The sequence below is a fragment of the Pseudoramibacter faecis genome, from assembly GCF_036289405.1.
GTDB classification, from domain to species: Bacteria; Bacillota; Clostridia; order Eubacteriales; family Eubacteriaceae; genus Pseudoramibacter; species Pseudoramibacter faecis.
Window position 1 is genome coordinate 1 of sequence record NZ_JAYFFI010000022.1, and the last position, 19662, is coordinate 19662.

General features: G+C 49.1%; 18 protein-coding genes and 3 pseudogenes. 5 read left to right on the forward strand and 16 right to left on the reverse strand.

Features of this window, described 5'->3' with window-relative positions; genetic code table 11:
• The coding region (locus V3C63_RS10690) for a transposase (protein WP_425355364.1) at positions 1-180 on the forward strand (180 nt) is incomplete at its 5' end.
• Positions 181-472: 292 nt separating this feature from the next.
• Entirely contained in the window at positions 473-814 is a 342-nt protein-coding gene (locus tag V3C63_RS10695) for a BMC domain-containing protein (RefSeq protein ID WP_329887861.1), read from the forward strand.
• Positions 815-1091: 277 nt separating this feature from the next.
• On the opposite strand, the pseudogene tnpA (V3C63_RS10700) reads toward V3C63_RS10695, so the two are convergent.
• The 10 genes and pseudogenes from tnpA (V3C63_RS10700) to V3C63_RS10740 form a co-directional block, all read right to left on the reverse strand.
• A pseudogene (tnpA, locus tag V3C63_RS10700) lies at positions 1092-1502 on the reverse strand (IS200/IS605 family transposase); the annotation flags it as partial.
• Positions 1503-1711: 209 nt separating this feature from the next.
• Positions 1712-2884: a CdaR family protein gene (locus V3C63_RS10705; protein ID WP_329887862.1), complete on the reverse strand. Its 1173-nt coding sequence runs from the start codon at positions 2882-2884 to the stop codon at positions 1712-1714.
• A gap of 31 nt (positions 2885-2915) precedes the next feature.
• Positions 2916-3782: a diadenylate cyclase CdaA gene (gene cdaA / locus V3C63_RS10710; RefSeq protein ID WP_329887863.1), complete on the reverse strand. Its 867-nt coding sequence runs from the start codon at positions 3780-3782 to the stop codon at positions 2916-2918.
• Between the two features lie 692 nt (positions 3783-4474).
• Positions 4475-4609: a hypothetical protein gene (locus V3C63_RS10715; protein ID WP_329887865.1), complete on the reverse strand. Its 135-nt coding sequence runs from the start codon at positions 4607-4609 to the stop codon at positions 4475-4477.
• A gap of 246 nt (positions 4610-4855) precedes the next feature.
• Positions 4856-5614, reverse strand: a complete 759-nt coding sequence (locus V3C63_RS10720; RefSeq protein WP_329887866.1) for an iron-containing alcohol dehydrogenase — start codon at positions 5612-5614, stop codon at positions 4856-4858.
• Positions 5577-5876 carry an iron-containing alcohol dehydrogenase gene (locus tag V3C63_RS10725; RefSeq protein WP_329887867.1) on the reverse strand — a complete coding sequence of 100 codons (300 nt, stop codon included), beginning with the start codon at positions 5874-5876 and terminating at the stop codon, positions 5577-5579. Before V3C63_RS10725 ends, V3C63_RS10720 begins: the two co-directional genes overlap by 38 nt.
• A gap of 61 nt (positions 5877-5937) precedes the next feature.
• Positions 5938-6051, reverse strand: coding sequence for a hypothetical protein (locus V3C63_RS11875; protein ID WP_425355389.1), 114 nt, complete (start codon positions 6049-6051; stop codon positions 5938-5940).
• A gap of 335 nt (positions 6052-6386) precedes the next feature.
• A pseudogene (locus V3C63_RS10730) lies at positions 6387-6847 on the reverse strand (lipoate--protein ligase family protein).
• A gap of 32 nt (positions 6848-6879) precedes the next feature.
• Positions 6880-7137, reverse strand: coding sequence for an MBL fold metallo-hydrolase (locus V3C63_RS10735; RefSeq protein ID WP_329887870.1), 258 nt, complete (start codon positions 7135-7137; stop codon positions 6880-6882).
• 20 nt (positions 7138-7157) lie between these two features.
• A complete protein-coding gene (locus V3C63_RS10740; protein ID WP_329887872.1) occupies positions 7158-7805 on the reverse strand; it encodes an FAD-dependent oxidoreductase in 648 nt (215 codons plus the stop codon).
• A gap of 458 nt (positions 7806-8263) precedes the next feature.
• Between V3C63_RS10740 and V3C63_RS10745 the strand changes: the two genes are divergently transcribed.
• The gene (locus V3C63_RS10745) at positions 8264-8803 is read left to right on the forward strand and encodes a response regulator transcription factor (protein ID WP_329887873.1); all 540 of its coding nucleotides are present in this window, start codon (positions 8264-8266) and stop codon (positions 8801-8803) included.
• A 68-nt stretch (positions 8804-8871) separates the two neighbouring features.
• Here the strand turns inward: V3C63_RS10745 and tnpA (V3C63_RS10750) are convergent.
• The 6 genes and pseudogenes from tnpA (V3C63_RS10750) to aroB form a co-directional block, all read right to left on the reverse strand.
• Positions 8872-9138 (reverse strand): annotated as a pseudogene (gene tnpA, locus V3C63_RS10750) (IS200/IS605 family transposase); the annotation flags it as partial.
• A 224-nt stretch (positions 9139-9362) separates the two neighbouring features.
• Positions 9363-12800: a pyruvate carboxylase gene (locus V3C63_RS10755; protein ID WP_329887874.1), complete on the reverse strand. Its 3438-nt coding sequence runs from the start codon at positions 12798-12800 to the stop codon at positions 9363-9365.
• 166 nt (positions 12801-12966) lie between these two features.
• Complete coding sequence (locus V3C63_RS10760) at positions 12967-13314, reverse strand: chorismate mutase (protein ID WP_329887875.1); 348 nt, start codon at positions 13312-13314, stop codon at positions 12967-12969.
• Positions 13311-14396: a chorismate synthase gene (gene aroC, locus V3C63_RS10765; protein ID WP_329887876.1), complete on the reverse strand. Its 1086-nt coding sequence runs from the start codon at positions 14394-14396 to the stop codon at positions 13311-13313. Before aroC ends, V3C63_RS10760 begins: the two co-directional genes overlap by 4 nt.
• Entirely contained in the window at positions 14393-15676 is a 1284-nt protein-coding gene (gene aroA, locus V3C63_RS10770) for a 3-phosphoshikimate 1-carboxyvinyltransferase (RefSeq protein ID WP_329887878.1), read from the reverse strand. Before aroA ends, aroC begins: the two co-directional genes overlap by 4 nt.
• Before the next feature lie 9 nt (positions 15677-15685).
• Positions 15686-16759 (reverse strand): 3-dehydroquinate synthase, encoded by a 1074-nt coding sequence (gene aroB, locus V3C63_RS10775; protein ID WP_329887879.1) that lies wholly within the window; start codon positions 16757-16759, stop codon positions 15686-15688.
• Positions 16760-17069: 310 nt separating this feature from the next.
• Between aroB and V3C63_RS10780 the strand changes: the two genes are divergently transcribed.
• Both V3C63_RS10780 and V3C63_RS10785 read left to right on the forward strand, forming a co-directional pair.
• Positions 17070-17627, forward strand: coding sequence for a LemA family protein (locus V3C63_RS10780; RefSeq protein WP_329887880.1), 558 nt, complete (start codon positions 17070-17072; stop codon positions 17625-17627).
• A gap of 80 nt (positions 17628-17707) precedes the next feature.
• Entirely contained in the window at positions 17708-19633 is a 1926-nt protein-coding gene (locus tag V3C63_RS10785) for a DUF2207 domain-containing protein (RefSeq protein WP_329887881.1), read from the forward strand.
• Positions 19634-19662 lie beyond the last annotated feature (29 nt).

The following is a 19662-nucleotide window of genomic DNA, read 5'->3' on the forward strand; positions in this document are numbered from 1 at the left end:
ACGAATGAAAATACCAATGGTCTTCTTAGAGAGTATTTCCCTAAGAGCTCCAACCTTAATAATGTGTCAGAAGCGTATATACAAAGCAAAGTGGATGAAATGAACAAACGACCACGGAAATGCCTCGGATTTAGAACGCCCTATGAAGTCTATCATTCAACTGTGTTGCACTTGACTTGACAATTCAAGTCTAAAAAAGGATTCAAAGCCTCCCTTATAACGCAAATGCGCCGTACCTGCGGTGAGGCTTTGAATCCTTGGCGCGCCACCCGGTGGTGGCGCAGGACGTTTATTTTTTACAACAACTTTATTATAGAAAAACGGCTCGAGGCCTGTCAAGGAAAAATAACCGATCAACACAAAAAATCATCCTCAAAAGGCAAATCCGATGCTTGAAAGACGTTCAAAACATGATAAAATAAAAAAGGCATTTATCAAAAATTCAATGATCCAGGATCGAAGAGGATTTACCATGAAAGTGAAATACCAATTTATCTCCAACCCGGACGGCAATACCGTCCGATTGGTCCAAGGGCGGATGCGCCTGGCCGAACGCAAACGCATGGAAGAAGGTCAGATGCCTGATTTCGGCGCGTTTCTGCTCATCCAAGGCGCCATTCCCGAAATGGTTCAGGCCGCGGATATCGCCGTAAAGGCCAGCGATGTCGTTTCCTTTGAGCTCGTCGGCAACTGCCCCCAGTCCTTTATCACCATTGTGATCGCGGGGAAGATTCGTTCCGTTCAAACCGCACTCAAGGCCGTTCTCGCCGCACAGGACGACCGCACCAACGATATTCTGGGCAGCTTTGCCTGAACTATTCAGCTTTTAATCATTTAATCCCCGATCCATTTCGGGGATTTTTTATTATGCCTTGTTAATCAAAACCTCTTTTCTTTTCAATCGAAACCATATAACAACCATCTCTTTGATAATCGCGTCCGCCTTTAAAAAGAGCAGCCAGTATAGCGGAGGGTTATAAGCCCTTGTCACCGGCCCAGCGTTTCAAGACACTGGCTTTCACTCTCATTCGCCAGATTCGTTCAAACCACACTCCACCTGTTACTGACTGCTCTTTAGAGGGGGGGTTTTTATTCTTAAATGGATCTTCATATTCCTTCACGCTCAGTTCATCTTGAACAGTATCATTCCTTTCCTGATGGTTTTCTCATTTAATCCGACCGTACTGATATCATAACCCACTGATCAAAATGCCGATTCCCAAATTTATACTTTAGATTTGCATGACGTTCAAACATCATCAATGCATTTTTCCCTTTCAAATACTCCACAAATGCTGAGACCGACAGCTTAGGTGGTATACTCAACAGCAAATGTCCCTCAAATGTCTCCACTGCTTTGTAATCACATAGTCTTCGTATTATCTCTCGTAGATCTTCTCGATATTGATTATATATTACTTTTCGTCTATGCTTTGGTGCGAACACGATATGGTATTACATAGCCATTTCGTGTGGGACAGGCTATTGACTTGATTAGCCATCTCTTTTGCCTTCCGCTCTATCTTGTGATTTGAACTTTCACAAGATAGATGAGGAAAGTCTTTTTTGTATAACTTTTGATGCGCACCCGCACAGCGGGCGGATTTTTTTCAATCGCTATCCGCGGTTGGTTAGCTAAAGCCTTAAAACCCAAGAATTAAAAACGGCCCACGGGCCGTTTTTGCATAATCAAAATATATGAATATCTTCGTTATTCTTGTTTAAGTGTGACCGTCACTTTCTGCGGCGTTAAGTTTTCAATCGTCCCCTTCTTTGTTTTGGCATAAAGCACCACACTTTCTTTTCCTTCTGATTTTCCGGCCAGATCTGCCCAGACTTCAACATCATCAGCAGAAATTTTCTTCAGCTCTTTTTGAGTCCCCTCAATTTTTACATTTACTGTGTTGCTGCTGATTTTAGAAACCGACAGGCCCTTCGGCACATTGCGGGTTTCAATCGTGTGTATCGTGATATTTTTTTCTGAGAGTGCCTCGACCTTCGCCGTCACCATCACCCGGGTACCTCCTCTCATTGCGATCACACCATCCGGTAAAATAATTTTGCTTTCGATGGTTTTATCTCCCTTGATGCCGCTGACATTGATATTTTTGGGCGCTACACTCGTGATTTTATCCAGCGCTTTTTTATCCCCGCCCAAAAGCACGGCTCCTGGTGTCACGCTGACATCTGTCACTTGATAACCATCCTCCGGTGTGCCACTGATCTTCGGCGCCTTCACCTTTACTTTTTTGGTCGTCCCAACTTGAATATGCGCCAAAACAGAGGCCGGCTCACAACGCACATTCTCCAGTTCCTTGCCTTTCTCGTCATAGGCCTTTACCCGTAAAAACGTGGAAGTGTCGTTTGTGATGCCATTAACGTCGGCGGTGGCCACCAACTCATCGATCTTTCCCAGATCGCTTCGGGATCCGTTAACTTTTACCGTGTCAGACGTTGATGCGGAAAGGACTGACAAACCATTGGCCGGTGTGCCGCTGGTATTCACAGCTACTTTCTGGCGGCGGTTACTGATTTTATCGATAGACAGCTTTAGCGTTTTGGGCCGAATTTCATCCAAAATCACCGTGTTGGGAAGCCCTTGAATAACAATGCTCGGTGTTATAGTGCCGTTGGTCTTCACATCGGACAGATCCACAGACGCAGAGATCAACGACGTATCCAGATTATTGATATTGTTTTCTGTTCCCCGCACCCGCAGATTGACATAATAATTTTCCTGATCTTCAAGCACCAAACCCTTCGCGGTAAGCGACTCTTCATTGGTGATTGTCACCGGAATATTTTTGATATCCCGGGAGATCAGATTGATGGAACTTCCATTGATATACACCCATAAAAAGAGTGCCAGTGCAATGGCTAGCACGACGCGCGCCACCCATCCGCGACGATCGTTTTTATTCCTTTTCCTGTATCTTTGATTCTTCATTTTCGTTGTCCGCACCTATGGTCTCTTCTTCCTCATCCTCATCATCGATGAATCGATCCGCCAACAGCGTCGCAATATCCTCAGGGGTGAAATCACGCCGAAGCATCCCCCGATGGGCCACCGAAATGGTGCCGGTTTCCTCCGAGACGATGATCACAATGGCATCGGACTGCTCTGAGATGCCGATGCCAGCGCGATGCCGGGTTCCCAGCGAAGAGTTGAGCGTTCGGCGATCGGTAAGCGGCAAAAGACAGCCCGCTGTTCGGATTTTCCCATTCCACAAATTGACAATCATCGCTCCATCGTGCAACGGCCGATTCGGCGTAAAAATGTTCTCGATTAACTCGGTGGAAATATCCGCGTTAAGAGCAATTCCGGTACCCTCGATATCTTTAAGTCCCGTATTTACCCCGCAGACAATCAGCGCGCCAATGTGCGCCTCAGCCATATCGGCCACTGCGTCGCGAATATCCTCAATGGCTTCGAACATCTTTTTTTCGCCGGACGACCGGAACATGCGCTCAAATAGACGATTATTGCCTAACTGTTCCAGTGCTGAGCGCAGTTCCGGCTGAAAAACCACCGCCACGACGATAACCGCCCAGGTAATGATATTATTGAGGAGATAATTTAAAGTGGTCAGCCCCAGCCAGGAACTGAGCGGGATGAGCACCAGCACAATGATAATCCCCTTGGCCACCTGCTCAGCCTGAGTGCCACGGATCCACATCAGAATTTTATAGATGACAAAAGCAATGATCAGAATTTCGATCACATTGACATAGGTAAATCTGGATTGTAGCGTTACAACAAGATTTTCGATGAGATTTTTCATGACTTGCCTCTGTTTTCCTTTCGAATTTAATTTTATTATACACCATCTTTTAACTGTTTCCCAGCGTACTGAGCAAATCTTGACAAGTTTTACACCTGATTACAATTTCTTGACAAACTGTTTTCAAATGATGTATCTGTATTCAGTTTCATTTTAAATTTTCATCTTCTTTTCATCTTAATTCAAGAAAATGTTTCTCGGCTAAAAACTATTTTCAAAAAATCATTTGTAATTTAAAATAGGAACCCTTTACATTCATGCAGGATCTTGCTATAATACAGGCATAAGATGACGGGTGGTCGGAAGACAAAGAATCGATTGCCATAATCCAGCGCAGGAAATCGTGCCTGTAGCGGATCAATTGGCTCATTCACGCAGATGTTGTCTGAAAGCCCGAGCTTACACCATTATCTTATCAATCTGACGAAAGGAGGACGGACCACCAGAAATGCAAAATTTAGATGAGCGGTAAAGACCGACTGTTCGAAGCGATGGGAAGAGCCCAAAGATGACAGTCGGTCTTATTTTTTTATGCTTTTTTGAACCCATTTCTGGCTCGTCCGCTCTGAGGCACAATCATCCGCTTTCATATGAAAAACCACCGGTTGAATTGATTGTTTTATTAAACTTTATTTATGAGAACTAAACATGATGTCATTTTTCCATACATTGATGCAAACGCCGTATAACACTCATGCTGCCACTTTAAGAGAAAAGCTGTTTACATCTTTCATAACAAAACCTCCTATGTCATGACCCATGGCTGATAAGCCATCCCCAGTTTGACCAGGAGGTTGATTCTGCTTTTCTATAAATTTTTTATCCACCACGCCTTTAACGCGTAATTTTATTGATGTCTGTTGTCACCAGTGCTAAAACTTGAGCTTTTCCCTAAATTTTTAGACCTCTTCTAATCGATCATTTCCTGCTCATCCTTCGCGGGCTAAATCTTCTTTTCAATAATTATTACAACCTGGCAAGTTCAAAGGTTCGCTTAATAATCCATTCACACGCTGCATCATCCCGCGGCTTTGGCGAAAACAATGCCATAATATCCTTTTGAGCCACTGACGTTAACCTCTGGACCGCTTCGTTCTCGTCAGTAATATATATTGTAATATCGTTGACGCCAACCGAGCGATACATTTTCGGATTTTTTCACCGGTTAATTTTGCAATCGCTTTTGCTGATGCCACTTCATCAAAATTCATTAACAATAATTTTGCAATCATACGTATCTGCTCGGGACAGGTTTCTGCCACATATTCTAACGTTGCCGGCGTGAAAATGGCACAACATTCTCCATGCGGCACATGATAAAGCGCTCCCAACGCGTGGGCAAAAGCATGGCTGGCAGAACATTTGGCATTGCCAATGCCGTATCCGCCCAAATTTGATGCTGACAGCATGTCTTCCCTTGCGGCAATATTCTGCCCGTTTTCCACTGTTTCCCGATAGTTTCTCTGCATTAATCGAATGGCTTCGTATGAAACACTCTGCGTAATCGCGCAAGTCTGATTGGACGTAATCGCGTCGAGCGCGTATGCCAATACATCAAAAGCGCAGGCTGCCGTGACTTTGGGCGGCAGTCCCGTCGTTAGTTCCGGGTCTATCAGCGCTAACGCCGGTGTCGTTCCCGCGCCGATCACCACGCGTTTAATGCCGTTTTGCGTATCCGCAACCACCGCTCCCTTGGACGCTTCGCTGCCGCTTCCGGCTGTCGTCGGAACCGCAATCATCGGAATGACACTTTTCTGCAGATGTGTAACATCATAAAAATTTTCTAATGCTTCGTCATTGTCTAAAAAGCAGTTTGACACATTTTGCGGCATCCATACAGCTTCCGCCGCCGACCGCAGCAATCCCATCAACTTTTTCACGTCTGCCGATTTCCGCCATTTCTTTAATGATCACATCTCTTGGATCTGATTCCACTTCATTGCAAGTGATCGCAGCAATCCCAAACGCTTCGATGGCCTTTATAATTGGAATGGGAATGCCCGATGCCTCAATGCTTTTGCCATAAATAACAAAGACTCTCTTGCAATTAAAATTGGCCAGTTTGTCTCCCGCCTCAACCAACCGCACAGCCACAGCCGAAGAACTGCGGAAAGCTCATCATAAAACCGTTCACACCCATTGATATTCCCTCCCTCTATTCAAACATTGTCTGTAAAATTTCTTCTTTAGAAATCGCGCCAAAATATGCGGGTATATCCAGTTGTTCAAATATTGCTTCACAAGCCTGCCGTTTGTATGGGATTCCGATTCATTGTGTGGCAACTTCAGACACTGGTTTTGTCGAAAGGAAATCGCCATTCCTTTAAAAAGCCGTCTTCAACATTCAGCCGCACTTCCAAAATACCGCCATCCCAATAATTTTTTCTATTGAAATTCAAACTTGGACGACTTCCCAAAGTTCCATTCCCTTCGATACGTATTTTTCTTTTTTAAGTGTGTGATAACCGCCAGTTCTTCTGCCGTCGGTTTAATTCTTGTAAAACCATTGCCGCCCAAGATTTTTTTAAATGATTCCAAAATGCCTGCAGTGTCATTTCCTGATCTAAAAAGTCACTGATATTCCCGACTCTGCTTTTGACAGAGTTAAAACGCTTTCCTCGAAAATTTATTCGGATCCACATGGAGTGCCTTTTCTGCCATTCCTTTATCCGTCCGAAATAGCAAGGTTCCATGATGCAGTATTCGATTGCCTTCAACTCTTTGTGCCGTCCCGGCAACTTTATGGCCGTTGATGACAATATCATTTCTGCCTGTCGCCTCTGCATGAACACCTGGCGCTTCAAGCGCATTGATCATTGGCTTTGTAAATTGCGCAAATGCCATTCTTTCCAAATGATTCTGCGTCGTGATAAAAGAATAATTAAGATTTCCCAGGTCATGATATACAGCACCGCCGCCGGTTGTTCTCCTCACCACATGGATATGGTGTTTTCCACATATGAACGGTTAATTTCGGCTGCCGTGATCTGATTTTGACCAACCACAATGATATTATCATTTTGCCAAAGGATTAAAATATTTCCCCTCTTGTGATCGCAAAGCATGTATTCTTCATATTTAACCGTGCTCGGTCCTATCACCGTGCAGTCAGGATAATGGGCCAAAAATTTTTTGTCATTCCTTCAGAATAATGGTCCGCATGGTCGTGCGTAAGAAAAAGATAGTCCGGATCTGAAAAATCCGAAGATTCGACCAATTGCGCAAACATTTCCGGTGTCACAACGGAAATCCCGTCGTCTGCTCTTTCAGAAAACGCATCCACCAAAATCTTTTTACCGCCAAATTGAATGGCTATTCCTGCATTCGCGCTTAATGTCACTTTGCAATGCCTCATTTACTCTCTTTACGCCCGTTTTATTTAGCCGGCGGCATATTTAAAGTGCGCCCTTGAAGCGATAAAGCAGCTTCTCTGACCGCTTCGGAAATCGTTGGATGCAAATGAATCGTTTCGATCAATTCATCAACCTTCATCCCCACGCGGACGGCCACCGCGCCTTCGGCAATCAAATCCATTGCCCGCGGGCCGATCATGTGCATGCCTACAATCTTCTCCGTCTCTTTGTCCGCGATGATTTTAATAAGGCCTTCTCCGCCGTTGGTTATCAACGCTTTGCCGTTGGCCATCATCGGGAAGGTTCCGACTTCATAGGTCCCCGTTTCCAGCTGATCCTCCCGAAATCCCACAGCGGCTGCTTCCGGTTCCATATAAACGCACGTCGGATTCGTCGATTCATCATAAGTCGTATTGAGTCCCATGATATTTTCTGCGGAGATCTCGCCCATCCGCGATGCCGTATGCGCAAGCTGCGCATACCCTTGAACACAATCCGCTGTAATATCCGCATCCAACATCGACAGAACGTGATCAAGCGCTTCAATCACAGTAATTTTCGTTCCGAAAGCAGCATAAGCACAGGCAACCTCGAGGCCGATCACGCCAGCCCCGATCACAATCATAGTTTTCGGCAGTTGCTCTAAAGCCAAAACACCTGTCGAACCCATACAATATAACGATTCTTTTATTCCTGTGAATACGAATCTTTCAAAATTAACAACATTAACGCCTGATTCTTGGCTAAACGAAGTCCATACCAGAGGCCTCACGGAAGAACACCTCAATCAGTATTACACGCAAGGTGTCACACTGGACCCTTTCCGCACGCAGAATCTTCCCCATTGCCAATTCCCAAGGCATTCGATATAAAATCTTTTTAAAAGACATTGATCTTCCACATCAACTGATTATGAATTTGGTCTATGACCCTATTCGCCTTGGCGTAATTTCGGTTTACCGAACCGAAAAGGAAGGCGATTTCCAGCCGGAGGAAATTCAACTGCTTGAGCAGTTAAATCGCTTTATTACACAGCATTATTTAATGGCCTTTTCACAAACAAACCTTCACTTGGCCGAAAAGCTTTTTGATTCCTGTTTTCGTGATGCCGCTTTTGGCGTTTTGATCATGGACAGCAAACAAACGATTGTAAAATCCAATCACTGCGCCCATCGATACTGCCGTGATCTTTACCGCACCCTTTTTCACAATGCCGACGCAGCACTTTCCGAATCAGAAAAAGCCGATTTGTTCATTGAGAATCATGTCATTAATCAATTTCGTGAACAGCTTTTAAGCAACGATGATCATATTATTGTCCCCGCAAACAATCAACTTTATGAATTCTGGATCAGTCCTTTCGTATCAAGGGATGAAAACTTCGATAAAATTATTTTGAACTACACGCTGTTCATTTTCCGTTCTTCCCATGTGACCAGCGAAGATCGCCTGGATTATTCAAACATCAAACAGAAATTAACAGATCGCGAATGGGAAATCGCCGTGCTCATTTCACAAGGGTTGACCAATACAGCCATTGCCGAGAAAACCTATATCAGCCTCAACACGGTTAAAACCCATATTCAGCACATTTATGAAAAGTTAAACATTCCCAATCGCGTCTCACTCATGCGATTGCTGTCTGAAGAAGGCAAGGTGCAGTTCTAAAAATCCTGTGAATCATAACCATGCGTTGAACGCATGGTTTGATCAGACCCTATAAGGTCTGTCTCTTATTTGTATTTCAGATTTGCGTGTCTGTCAAATATCATAGCTCTTCAGATATCCCATAAACGACGATACGCTAAAATGAGGCGGGATCTCAACAAGCATATGGATATGATCAGGACAGCATTCCGACTCAATGATATTTCCCTCTTCCCTCCGACTTAACTCTCTAAGTATTTTCCCCAGATTATTTGTCTTCAATACTTCGGTGCGAATACAATGTAATACTTGCGCCGCCACTTCCTATGAGATAAACTTTGCATGTCATTTTTCATGACGTAACCTCCTATGTTCGTTTTTGTGGTTGGCAGGCCACATTTAGCATATCATAGGAGATTAATTACCTATACTAAAGCATTTTTGCCGACCCCCAGTTGAACTGGGAGTTTTTATCGCTTAAGCGACAATAAAAACACCCCACTTGCTTTAAAAACAAATGGGGTGAAGATTGTCATATCCCAACAAGAGATCACATCACTATTTTCTATCCAATTTTTGTTTATGCCAAGGTCATCATCAATTCGCCGGATTCCACCTTCTGCCCTTCAGAGACATAAATGGCGCCGACCGTGCCGTTTGCTGTCGCGACAATTTCCGTTTCCATTTTCATCGCTTCCACCACTGCAAGCGCCTGATTTTCCTTCACCGCATCGCCTTCGTTCACGAGCACCTTCAAAACGGTCCCCGGGATACCGGAGCCGATTTCCTTTTTGTTATTCGGATCGGCCTTGAGCATTTTGCTCTTGGTCTGAGACGAAAGCGAATAGCGGTCTTCCACTTTGATCTGCCGGCGGAAGCCGTCGATTTCAAAGGTGACCGTGCGTTCACCATCTTCATCCGGATCGCCGATTTTAATCAAGGCAATCATATGCCGCTTGCCGTCTTCCACTTCAACTTCCGTCATTTCACCTTCGCGCAAGCCGTAGAAGAAAGCGTGGCTTTCCATGCGTTCGAGGTCGCCGTATTCTTTGCGGAATCTCAGATAATCCTTATAGACCTTCGGATAAAGCGCCGCGGACATCACCTCGCGGTCGGTGAGATCCTTGCCGAACTCATCCTTAAATTCTTTGCGAATGGCGTCAAAATCCTCGTCCGGCAAAAGTGTTCCCGGCCGCACCGTAATAGGCTTCTGCCCTTTGAGCACGATCTTTTGCAGCCGTTTGTTAAAGCCGCCGGCCGGCTGACCGATCATCCCTTTGAAGAAATCGACCACCGAATTCGGGAAAGCCAAATCCTTGCCCTTGGTGTAAATATTATCAGCGTCGAGATCATTTTGCACCATAAAGATTGCCAAATCCCCGTTGACTTTGGAAGACGGCGTCACCTTCACGATATCGCCTAGCAGTTGATTGGCTACCTTATACATTTCTTTGACGTCGTTAAACTTGTGCCCCAGGCCAAAGCTTTCCACCTGACTCTTCAGATTGGAATACTGGCCGCCGGGAATTTCCATTTCGTAAATTTCTGTGCTGCCACTTTTGAGACCACTTTCAAATTTGCTGTAGGTCGGCCGCATACCCACCCAATAATCCGAAAGCTTTTGCAAGTCATGATCGTCCAGCTGGGTATCATAAGGTGAGTGCTTAAGCGCTGCCACCAATGAGTTGAGGCTCGGCTGTGCCGTGAGGCCACTCATGCCGGAAAGCGCCGCATCCACAATGTCTGCACCACCGAGCGCCGCCATGAGCTCAGCCGCCACGCCGTTGCCCGCCGTATCGTGGGTGTGGAAATGAATCGGCATCTTCACCTCGCTCTTCAAGGTGGAAATGAGTTTTTTGGCTGCCGCCGGTTTGCACAGGGCCGACATATCTTTAATCGCCAGAATATGGGCCCCGGTCTTTTCGATTTCGTGGGCCATCCTGACGTAATAATCCAAATTATATTTGGTTTTAGTTGTGTCGAGAATATCCCCCGTGTAGCACATGGCCACCTCGGCAATCTTACCGGTTTTAAGCACCTCTTCGATGGAAACCTTCATCCCTTCCATCCAGTTGAGGGAGTCGAAAATACGGAACACATCGATACCGGAGGCCGCCGATTGACGGATGAATTCCCGGATCACTTTGTCCGGATAGTTTTTATATCCCACGGCGTTGGCCCCGCGCAAAAGCATCTGGAAACAGATATTCGGAATGGCTTCCCGCAGTTCGTCGAGGCGCTGCCAGGGCGATTCCTTCAGAAAGTTATAGGCCACGTCAAAGGTCGCGCCGCCCCACATCTCGAGGGAGAACAGATCGCGTTCAAGCCAGGCCGTCTGCCTGGCCACTCGGGTCATATCATGAGATCGAACCCGCGTCGCCACCAGCGACTGATGGGCATCGCGCAGTGTCGTGTCGGTGATCAGCAGCCGGTCCTGCGCTTTAATCCAGTTCACCAGGCCATCGGGTCCCTTTTCGTCTAGGATCTGCTTGGTTCCCCGCAGTGCGCCGATTTCCACCTCCTCCGGAATGACCGGCAATGCCGGCTCACGCAGCTCCGGTTTTTCACCAAAAGTTTCGTTCACCACGATGTCGCCGATATAACGCATCGTGTTATAAGCTTGGCTGTTCTGTTCATTAATATCGAAGAGTTCCGGATGTTCGTCGATAAACTTCGTATTGCATTTCCCGGCCTTAAAAAGCGGATGCTCCAAAACATTGATCAGAAAATCTTTGTTGGTTTCGACTCCTTCGATAATGGTTTCTTTGAGTGCGCGCAGCGCTTTGCGGCGAGTGTCCTCAAAACTGCGACCATACGCTGTGCATTTTACCAAAAGGCTATCGTAATAGGGCGAGATCACCGAGCCGGTGAATCCGTTGCCGCCGTCAAGACGCACCCCTGGACCGCTGGCCGTCCGATACACATCGATCTGGCCGGTATCCGGCATAAAGTGCATCTTCGGATTTTCGGTGGTCACCCGGCATTGAATAGCGTAGCCGCGGGTCGCGATCGCCTTCTGGGAAGGAATGTCGATTTCCTTGGAATCCAGCGCATAGCCTTCGGCGATTTGAATCTGTGCCTGCACGATATCGATGCCCGTCACCAGCTCCGTCACCGTGTGTTCCACCTGGATACGGGGGTTCATTTCGATGAAATAGTGATGGCCGTGTTTATCGATTAAAAACTCGATAGTCCCGGCCGAGCAGTAATTCACCGATTTGGCGAGCCTGATCGCATCAGCACAGATTTCCTGTCGTTTTTCTTCGGATAAAAACAGCGAGGGCGTGAACTCAATCACCTTCTGGTGACGGCGCTGAATCGAGCAGTCTCTTTCAAACAGATGGACCACGTTGCCATCCTGGTCGCCCAACACCTGTACTTCCACGTGCTTGGGTTCTTCCAGATATTTTTCGACGAAAATGGTACCATCGCCGAAAGCCTTCGTCGCTTCCGAAACTGCAGAATGATATTCCTTGAGCAACTGCTTTTCATCGCGAACGATGCGCATGCCGCGCCCCCCGCCGCCGGCCGCTGCCTTCAAAATGATCGGATAGCCGGCGGCCTTGGCAAATTCGATGGCCTGTTCGTCCGTTTCAATCGGCTTTTCCACACCGGGGATTGTCGGCACATCCACTTGCTTCGCCATGATTTTGGACTGGATTTTGTCGCCCATCTGTTCCATCATAGCGCGGGTCGGTCCGATAAAAGCAATCCCTGCTTCCTCACATCTTTTAGCAAAAGCCGGATTTTCCGACAAGAAGCCGTAGCCCGGGTGAATGGCGTCCGCCCCTTTTTCGAGGGCAAGCGCAATGATTTTATCAATATCCAGATAAGCCTGCACCGGTCCGCCGGCCGAGGTGATGCGGTATGCTTCGTCCGCTTTGGTCCTGAACAGCGACATCTTATCTTCCTGTGCGTAAATCGCAATGGTCGAAATGCCCAATTCATGGCAGGCGCGGATGATGCGAATCGCAATCTCGCCGCGATTGGCAATCAATACCTTTTTAAATCTTTTCATGATGCTCCTTTCAGCTCGATATGTCTTGTTGTCTAATTCATTTCTGTATGCCATGGTCTTCGGTAAATGATAAATTTGAGCCATTATACCCTATCGGATAACGACTTTGCAAAATTTATTTAGCCTGTTGTCGCCCTTCAATATTAAAACAGGAAGACAACGGTTTTTATTCAGAACGCGGATATCCCTCTGCCTCAGCGGCGTCCATTTCGGCAATAAGCGTCGCTTCCAGATCCTTGCACTGATCCATCAGATGCTGGAGAAACGCACGGTAATAATGGCCGTAAGCCTCTGGATTTTTCAGCCGGGACACGTTTTTGTCAATCACGGCCTTTTCCCGTACCGCGTCGAAAATCGGCTGATGCCTCGCGTACTTGTAGCGCGCCACCGCCGTCGCGCAATTCAAGCGCGCTTCATAGAGCACGGCCATCCGCCGATCGATGGCGTCGATGGATTCGCGAATCGCATTTAAATTTTCCGAATTTGCTGCGGTGTTTGTCAAATACCCGCTCATCGGCCACCCTCCAAAATCAAATCGAGCAGACAAAGCGCCGTCACCGCTTCCACCACCGGGATCGCTCGGAGCACAATACAGGGATCGTGCCGCCCGGCGATTTCAATCGTCGTGTCTTCCCGCCGGATCATATCGATCGTCGCCTGCGACTGAGCGATGGACGGCGTGGGTTTAAACGCCACACGAAAGACCAGCGGCATGCCGTTGGTGATGCCGCCGTTGACACCGCCGTTGTGGTTGGTCCACGTCTTTACCTGATCACCATCCATATAAAAGGCATCGTTCGCCTCGGAGCCGAGCATCCCGCTCATGGCAAAACCCGAGCCGAATTCAACCCCTTTGACAGCAGGAATGGCAAAGAGCAACGCGGCAAGCCGGCTTTCCACCGTTTCAAACATCGGCGAGCCCAGCCCGCCGGGCACCCCGGTGACATAGCCCTCAATGATGCCGCCCACCGAATCTTTATCTGCGCGCGCTTCGGATACCGCCGCCTGCATCTTGGGGATACGGCTTTCGTCGATCACCGGCCAGTTTGCGTCGCAATACTGCAAATCGACGTAAGCTTCCGGCGCGACGATCGATTCATCTGTCACGCCTCCGATGCAAAGAATCCGCGAACCTATCTGCAGCCCGTCGATTGTCACCGCCAACACCTGCTTAGCCACCGCTCCGGCAAAAACAATCGGCGCCGTCAGCCGACCGGAAAAATGGCCGCCGCCGCGATAATCCTGATAGCCGCCGTATTTGAGCCACGCGGTATAATCCGCGTGGCCCGGACGCATTTTATCCTTTGTTCCGGCGTAATCCCCCGAGCGGGTGTTGCCATTTTCGATGATGCCCGTCAGCGGCGTCCCTGTGGTGTGCCCTTCAAAATATCCGGAAACAATATTAACAGCATCCGCCTCTTTGCGCGGCGTCGCCAAGGCTTTTCCCCGGGATGCCCGGCGGTCCATTTCCTTCGCAATGGCCGCTTCGTCAATGGGAATCCCTGCCGGCAGCCCGTCGATCACTGCTCCGATGGCTCTGCCATGGGATTCGCCAAAGACTGAAAGCTTTAAATGATTGCCCCAAAAGGATGTCATGTCAATTGTCCTCCCATTTTCACAAAATCTTCCCAAAATTCGGGATAGGATTTTTGCACCGCTTCTGCCCCATCGAGCACCACCGGTGCTGCGCACACAGTCGATACCGCGGCCAGTGCCATCGCCACCCGATGATCGTTAAAACTCGAGACGCAGCCGCCCTTCAGGGGCCGGCCGCCACGAATCACAAGGCCTTCCGGCTTTTCTTTCACATCGGCTCCCAGGGTGGTGAGGACCGTTGTCATAGCCTCCAGCCGGTCCGACTCCTTCAGGCGAAGACGGCCGGCACCGACGATTCGACTTGTTCCGGAAGCCGCCGCTGCCAATGCCGCGAGTACGGGCACCAGATCCGGACACTGGCTCACATTCATTTCGATACCGCGAAGCCGACCGGGTCTGGCACAAAAGCCATCGGCCGTCTGTGTGATGTCACCGCCCATTTCACGTATCCAATCAACAATGCGGGCGTCGCCTTGAGCCGAATCGAAGGGCAATCCCCGACAGGCCACCGGTCCGCTCAGCACCCCCATAGCCAGCCAAAACGCCGCCTGAGAATAGTCACCTTCCACGGTGAACACACCGGGCGCATAGTGCTGTCTGCCCGCAATGCGGTAATGCCTGAAGTCCGCACTGACATCAACGACAATCCCCGCCTGCCTCAGCACCGCCAATGTGATAGCCACATAGGGCGCCGATTCCATTTCGGTGGTCACATGAATGGTTGAATCGCTGTTCAGGAGCGGCAGCGCGAAAAGCAACCCTGTAATAAACTGAGACGAAAGATTTCCCGGCAGCACAAAATGCCCTGGCTGAAGACCGCCGTCCAGTGTCAATGGCAGCTCCCGATCTTCCGGCGCCTTCCACTGCACGCCGTGCGCGGTAAAATTCTCCCGGAAGGGACCCATAGGGCGCTCACTCAACCGCCCTTCACCGGTGATGTGCAAATCCCGCGCACGCATTCCCGCCAATGGCAGAATAAAACGCAAGGTTGAACCCGACTCCCGGCAATGAATGGTCGCCCCGGCCGCTGCCTTCGGACGATCACAGCCACAGATCGTTAACGTTACCAGCCCGCGGGACTCCGCCGTACTTTCAATATGCGCGCCCAGCGCTTCCATCGCGGCGCAGGTCGCCTTTAAATCCCCCGACAAGAGCACGTGATGCACGATGCTTTCGCCTTTAGCCAGCGCCGCGGCCATCACCATGCGATGGCTTACACTCTTCGACGGCGGCGCGACGATTTCGCCGCAAATAGGGTGCGGTTCCAGGATTTGTCTCATCCTGACCTCCTATTCCGCCTGGAACAATTCGATAGCCATGTTCTTGTGCACCCGCACAATTTCCGCCGTGCCGATTTGAGGCATCACGCAAAGATTAAGCACATCGCCTTCAAATTTTTTATCATTTTGCAAAATTGCATTGACGCGGTCAAGATCCATCTCCGGTAATTCCTTGGGCAAACCATAAGTATCGAGGATCTGCCCCAAATTGGCCAGATCTTCTTCGGACGTGATGCCTTCCCGCACGCTCATCCGCGTGATGTTATACATGCCGATGGCCACTGCTTCGCCATGCGTATAGGTGCCGTAACCGAAATAGTTTTCGATCACGTGGCCGATGGTATGCCCGAAATTCAAAATGCGGCGAATGCCGGATTCCCGTTCATCTTCTTCAACCACATTGCGCTTAATCTGCAGACATTTGGCAATCACACTGTCCATGTCGTCCAGCAGATCTTCCTGATACTGGTAGCCGGTGAGGCGTACGAAAAGCTTGCCGGAAGCGATGCAGCCGTATTTGATGACTTCGGCCATACCGTCAATGAAGAAACGATCATCCAGCGTTTGGAGGAACACCGGATCCACGAAGACGGCCTCCGCCGGATAAAAAGTCCCCACCATATTTTTGCCGATATCAAGATCCACTCCGGTTTTATCCCCGACGGCGCTGTCGCTCATCGCAATGAGCGATGTCGGAATCTGATACAGATCGATTCCCCGCATATAAGTCGCTGCACAAAAACCTGCCAAATCGCCGATCACGCCGCCGCCGAGCGCTACAATGGCATCGGCCCGGGTCACACCGAACTCCGCCAGCTTATAATAAATTTCTTCAGCCTGGCCCAAATTTTTAGTAAGCTCGCCCGGTTCGAGCACAATCTGCTGCACCGTTCCGCCAAAAGAGGCAAATTGCTTAGCAGTACCCTTCAAATAATAACTGGCGACATTTTCATCGGTGATGATGACAATGGTCCGGTATTTTTTGAACAGGCTGTCGAGCTCAAAGAGATGATCTCTGAGTCCTTTTTGGATATAAATTTCCGTCTTGTGAACACTTTCTGTTGTGCAGGATAATTTCTTCACGGCACTGATCCTTTCCCATTCTTTTATAATTAACGCACGTTCGCAACGCATCTGCGCTTTAATTTTATTTGAAAACCAAGCGCTCCTTCACAGAGCTCCTGAACTTTTAAATTCGGTGATGCCGTCTTCATGCGGTGATCCGATTCTTATTATAAAAGAAAGTTTTGACAAGTGCAATCGTCTGCGACCGAGAATTCGCATTTAACCAAAAAGTATGCTATAATTAAAAAACTATATTTTATCGGTCCCTGGTGCTGTTCTTTCGCGGATGGCGCCACCGCATGACCCATTTCACTTCAGGAGGTTTTTAATGATTGCCTTTATTGTGATTGCCGCGCTGATCATTCTCATTGCACTGTGGTTCATCGCCACGAAAAACAGCTTCGTCCGCGCTGAAAATCAGGTGGAGGAAGGCTTCGCCACCATTGATGTCTACCTCAAAAAACGCTACGATCTAATTCCCAACCTGGTGGAAACCGTTAAAGGCTATGCCCGCCACGAATCCGAAACCCTGGAGCAGGTGATTGCGGCCCGCAATACCGCCATGCGGACGGCTCCCGCCGATCTTTCAGCCAAAATCGACAGCGAAAACGCCTTGACCGGCACCCTGCGACAGCTTTTTGCCGTCGCCGAAGCCTATCCGGATTTAAAGGCCAACGCCAATTTCATCGATTTGCAAAACCAGCTGAAGACCATCGAAGAGGACATTGCCAACGCCCGCAAATATTACAACGCCACGGTCAGGACCTTTAATAATAAAACGGAAGTCTTCCCGGCGTCCATTGTCGCAGGCATGAGCGGCTATACGGCAAAGCCCTATTTCGAAGCGGCCGATACCGAACGCGAAAACGTCAAGGTTCAATTTTAGTTTTTTCCATTCACAGCCCGGCATTCCCGGGCTTTATTTATCTCAAAACATGCAAAGCTTTGATTCATTCGGAGGTGATTATGACTTTGCTTAAAAATCCCCGACACACTTTTCGATTTGGTCTCATCTTCGCCGTTGCCATCGTCCTGATGGCTTTCTCATCACCTGTTCTGGCCAACGAAGGCGGCTACACCACCCCTCTCTGGCATACGGAGGTCACCGTTCGGAAAGATCACACCTACGATATCACCGAGACCATTCACGTTAACTTCAACGAAGCGCGCCATGGCATTTACCGATACATTCCCAACAGCGGCACCTTTTATCGTCAGATCAAAGGCAAGGCCGTGGCAACCGATTATCATGCCAAAATTACCCATATCAAGGTCACCGGCGGTGAAACCGACATTGATTCCCGGAACAACAACACCGTGATCCGCATCGGCAGCAGCGACGCCACCGTCATCGGCAATAAAACGTATGTGATTCGCTACCGATGGGATCCCGGCGACGACGGCATCACCGATTTCGACGATGTTTATTTTAATCTGGCGCCGCGGCTTTGGCCCACAGCCATCGGCCGCATGACCTTCCGCGTAAGTCTGCCCAAAAAATTTTCTGCCAAAAAGCTGCATTTTTACAGCGGCGGATACGGCAGCACCGACTCCGTGCGCGTATACTACCGTATCAACGGCAAAACCATCACCGGCCAGGTGAATGGCGGACTTAACGCCAACCAAACCCTGACCATCAATCTGCGTCTGCCAGAAGGGTATTTTATCGGCGCGCGCAAACCCAGCGACCGTGTACCCCTGGCTGCGGGTGCGGCCATCATCGCCCTGATGGCCGCGGTCATTCTGTTCTGGCATTACGGCCGGGACGAAAAACCCGTGATGCCTGTTTTCTTTAACGCGCCCCACGGATTCGATCCGGCTCAGGTAGGCACTATCGTCGACGGCAGCACCGATCAGCAGGATATCCTCGCCATGATCATTTATCTGGCCTCGCGGGGATATCTCACCATTGAGGAAACGGCCAATAAGGATTTTACCTTCCACAGGCAGAAGGACCTGCCGGCCGATGCCCCGGCCTACACCCAATTGATTTTCAACAGTCTTTTTCCCGGCAGCCGTCAAACGGCTACCAGCGATCAGTTGGCCGACGATTTTTATCAAACGGTCAGCGAGGGGAAGACCATGGTGATGGACACTTTCCGCCTGCCGGATACCGAATTGTTCACCCCTGCCTCTCAGGCACTAAAAGCTGCATTGATCGGTCTGGCAATCGCCGTTGCCCTTTTCGCCGGATATGCTATCTGCTACGCCTGGAACGGCGGCTTTGATCTTTATCCCTTCTTCTTCTGCACGGCCTTCTTTGGCAGCGTTCTCCTCGTCCCAGCCTTTTGGCTCGGTCATTTTCTGGAATACGGGGCGGGCATGAAGGCTTCTAAGCGTCGGGGACTTTGTTTTCTCTTCGGGCTAATCACTGCAGCAGTCACTGCGGGCATCGGCATATGGACCGCCGTTAAGCTTTCCCCGCTGATGATCGTTCCCGTCATCGCGATCCCCCTGCTGGTGCTTATCAGCGCCAAGGCGACCAAACGCACACGCAACGGCAATACCTGGCTCGGAGAAGTGCTGGGCTTCAAGCACTTTATCGAACTGGCTGAAGCCGATCGTCTGAGGGTGCTGCTCAACGACAATCCCAGCTATTTTTATGACGTGCTGCCCTATGCCTACGTGCTGGGCGTCACCGATCAATGGGCCAAACGTTTTGAATCGCTGTCCGTCGAACCGCCCAGCTGGTACAGCACCTATCGCCCAATGACTACTTGGAACACGCTTTGGTTTGCCTCTGCGTTTAGCCACAGCATGGCCAATATGAGCGCCTCGATGATTCAAATCCCCAGCGACTCAGGAAGTGGCGGTTTCGGCGGAGGAGGCTTCGGCGGAGGAGGCGGCTTTTCCGGCGGCGGAGGAGGCGGCGGGGGTGGCGGCTCCTGGTAAACCGAAATCGCTTTTCAATACCCCGCAGC

Excerpts from the sequence above, each read along its gene's own strand:
- V3C63_RS10695 (WP_329887861.1), top strand. The coding sequence starts at position 473 with ATGAAAGTGAAATACCAATTTATCTCCAACCCGGACGGCAATACCGTC.
- cdaA (WP_329887863.1), bottom strand. The coding sequence starts at position 3,782 with ATGAAAAATCTCATCGAAAATCTTGTTGTAACGCTACAATCCAGATTT.
- V3C63_RS10720 (WP_329887866.1), bottom strand. The coding sequence starts at position 5,614 with ATGCCGCAAAATGTGTCAAACTGCTTTTTAGACAATGACGAAGCATTA.
- V3C63_RS10735 (WP_329887870.1), bottom strand. The coding sequence starts at position 7,137 with ATGAGGCATTGCAAAGTGACATTAAGCGCGAATGCAGGAATAGCCATT.
- V3C63_RS10740 (WP_329887872.1), bottom strand. The coding sequence starts at position 7,805 with ATGGGTTCGACAGGTGTTTTGGCTTTAGAGCAACTGCCGAAAACTATG.
- V3C63_RS10745 (WP_329887873.1), top strand. The coding sequence starts at position 8,264 with ATGGACAGCAAACAAACGATTGTAAAATCCAATCACTGCGCCCATCGA.
- V3C63_RS10755 (WP_329887874.1), bottom strand. The coding sequence starts at position 12,800 with ATGAAAAGATTTAAAAAGGTATTGATTGCCAATCGCGGCGAGATTGCG.
- V3C63_RS10760 (WP_329887875.1), bottom strand. The coding sequence starts at position 13,314 with ATGAGCGGGTATTTGACAAACACCGCAGCAAATTCGGAAAATTTAAAT.
- aroC (WP_329887876.1), bottom strand. The coding sequence starts at position 14,396 with ATGACATCCTTTTGGGGCAATCATTTAAAGCTTTCAGTCTTTGGCGAA.
- aroA (WP_329887878.1), bottom strand. The coding sequence starts at position 15,676 with ATGAGACAAATCCTGGAACCGCACCCTATTTGCGGCGAAATCGTCGCG.
- V3C63_RS10780 (WP_329887880.1), top strand. The coding sequence starts at position 17,070 with ATGATTGCCTTTATTGTGATTGCCGCGCTGATCATTCTCATTGCACTG.
- V3C63_RS10785 (WP_329887881.1), top strand. The coding sequence starts at position 17,708 with ATGACTTTGCTTAAAAATCCCCGACACACTTTTCGATTTGGTCTCATC.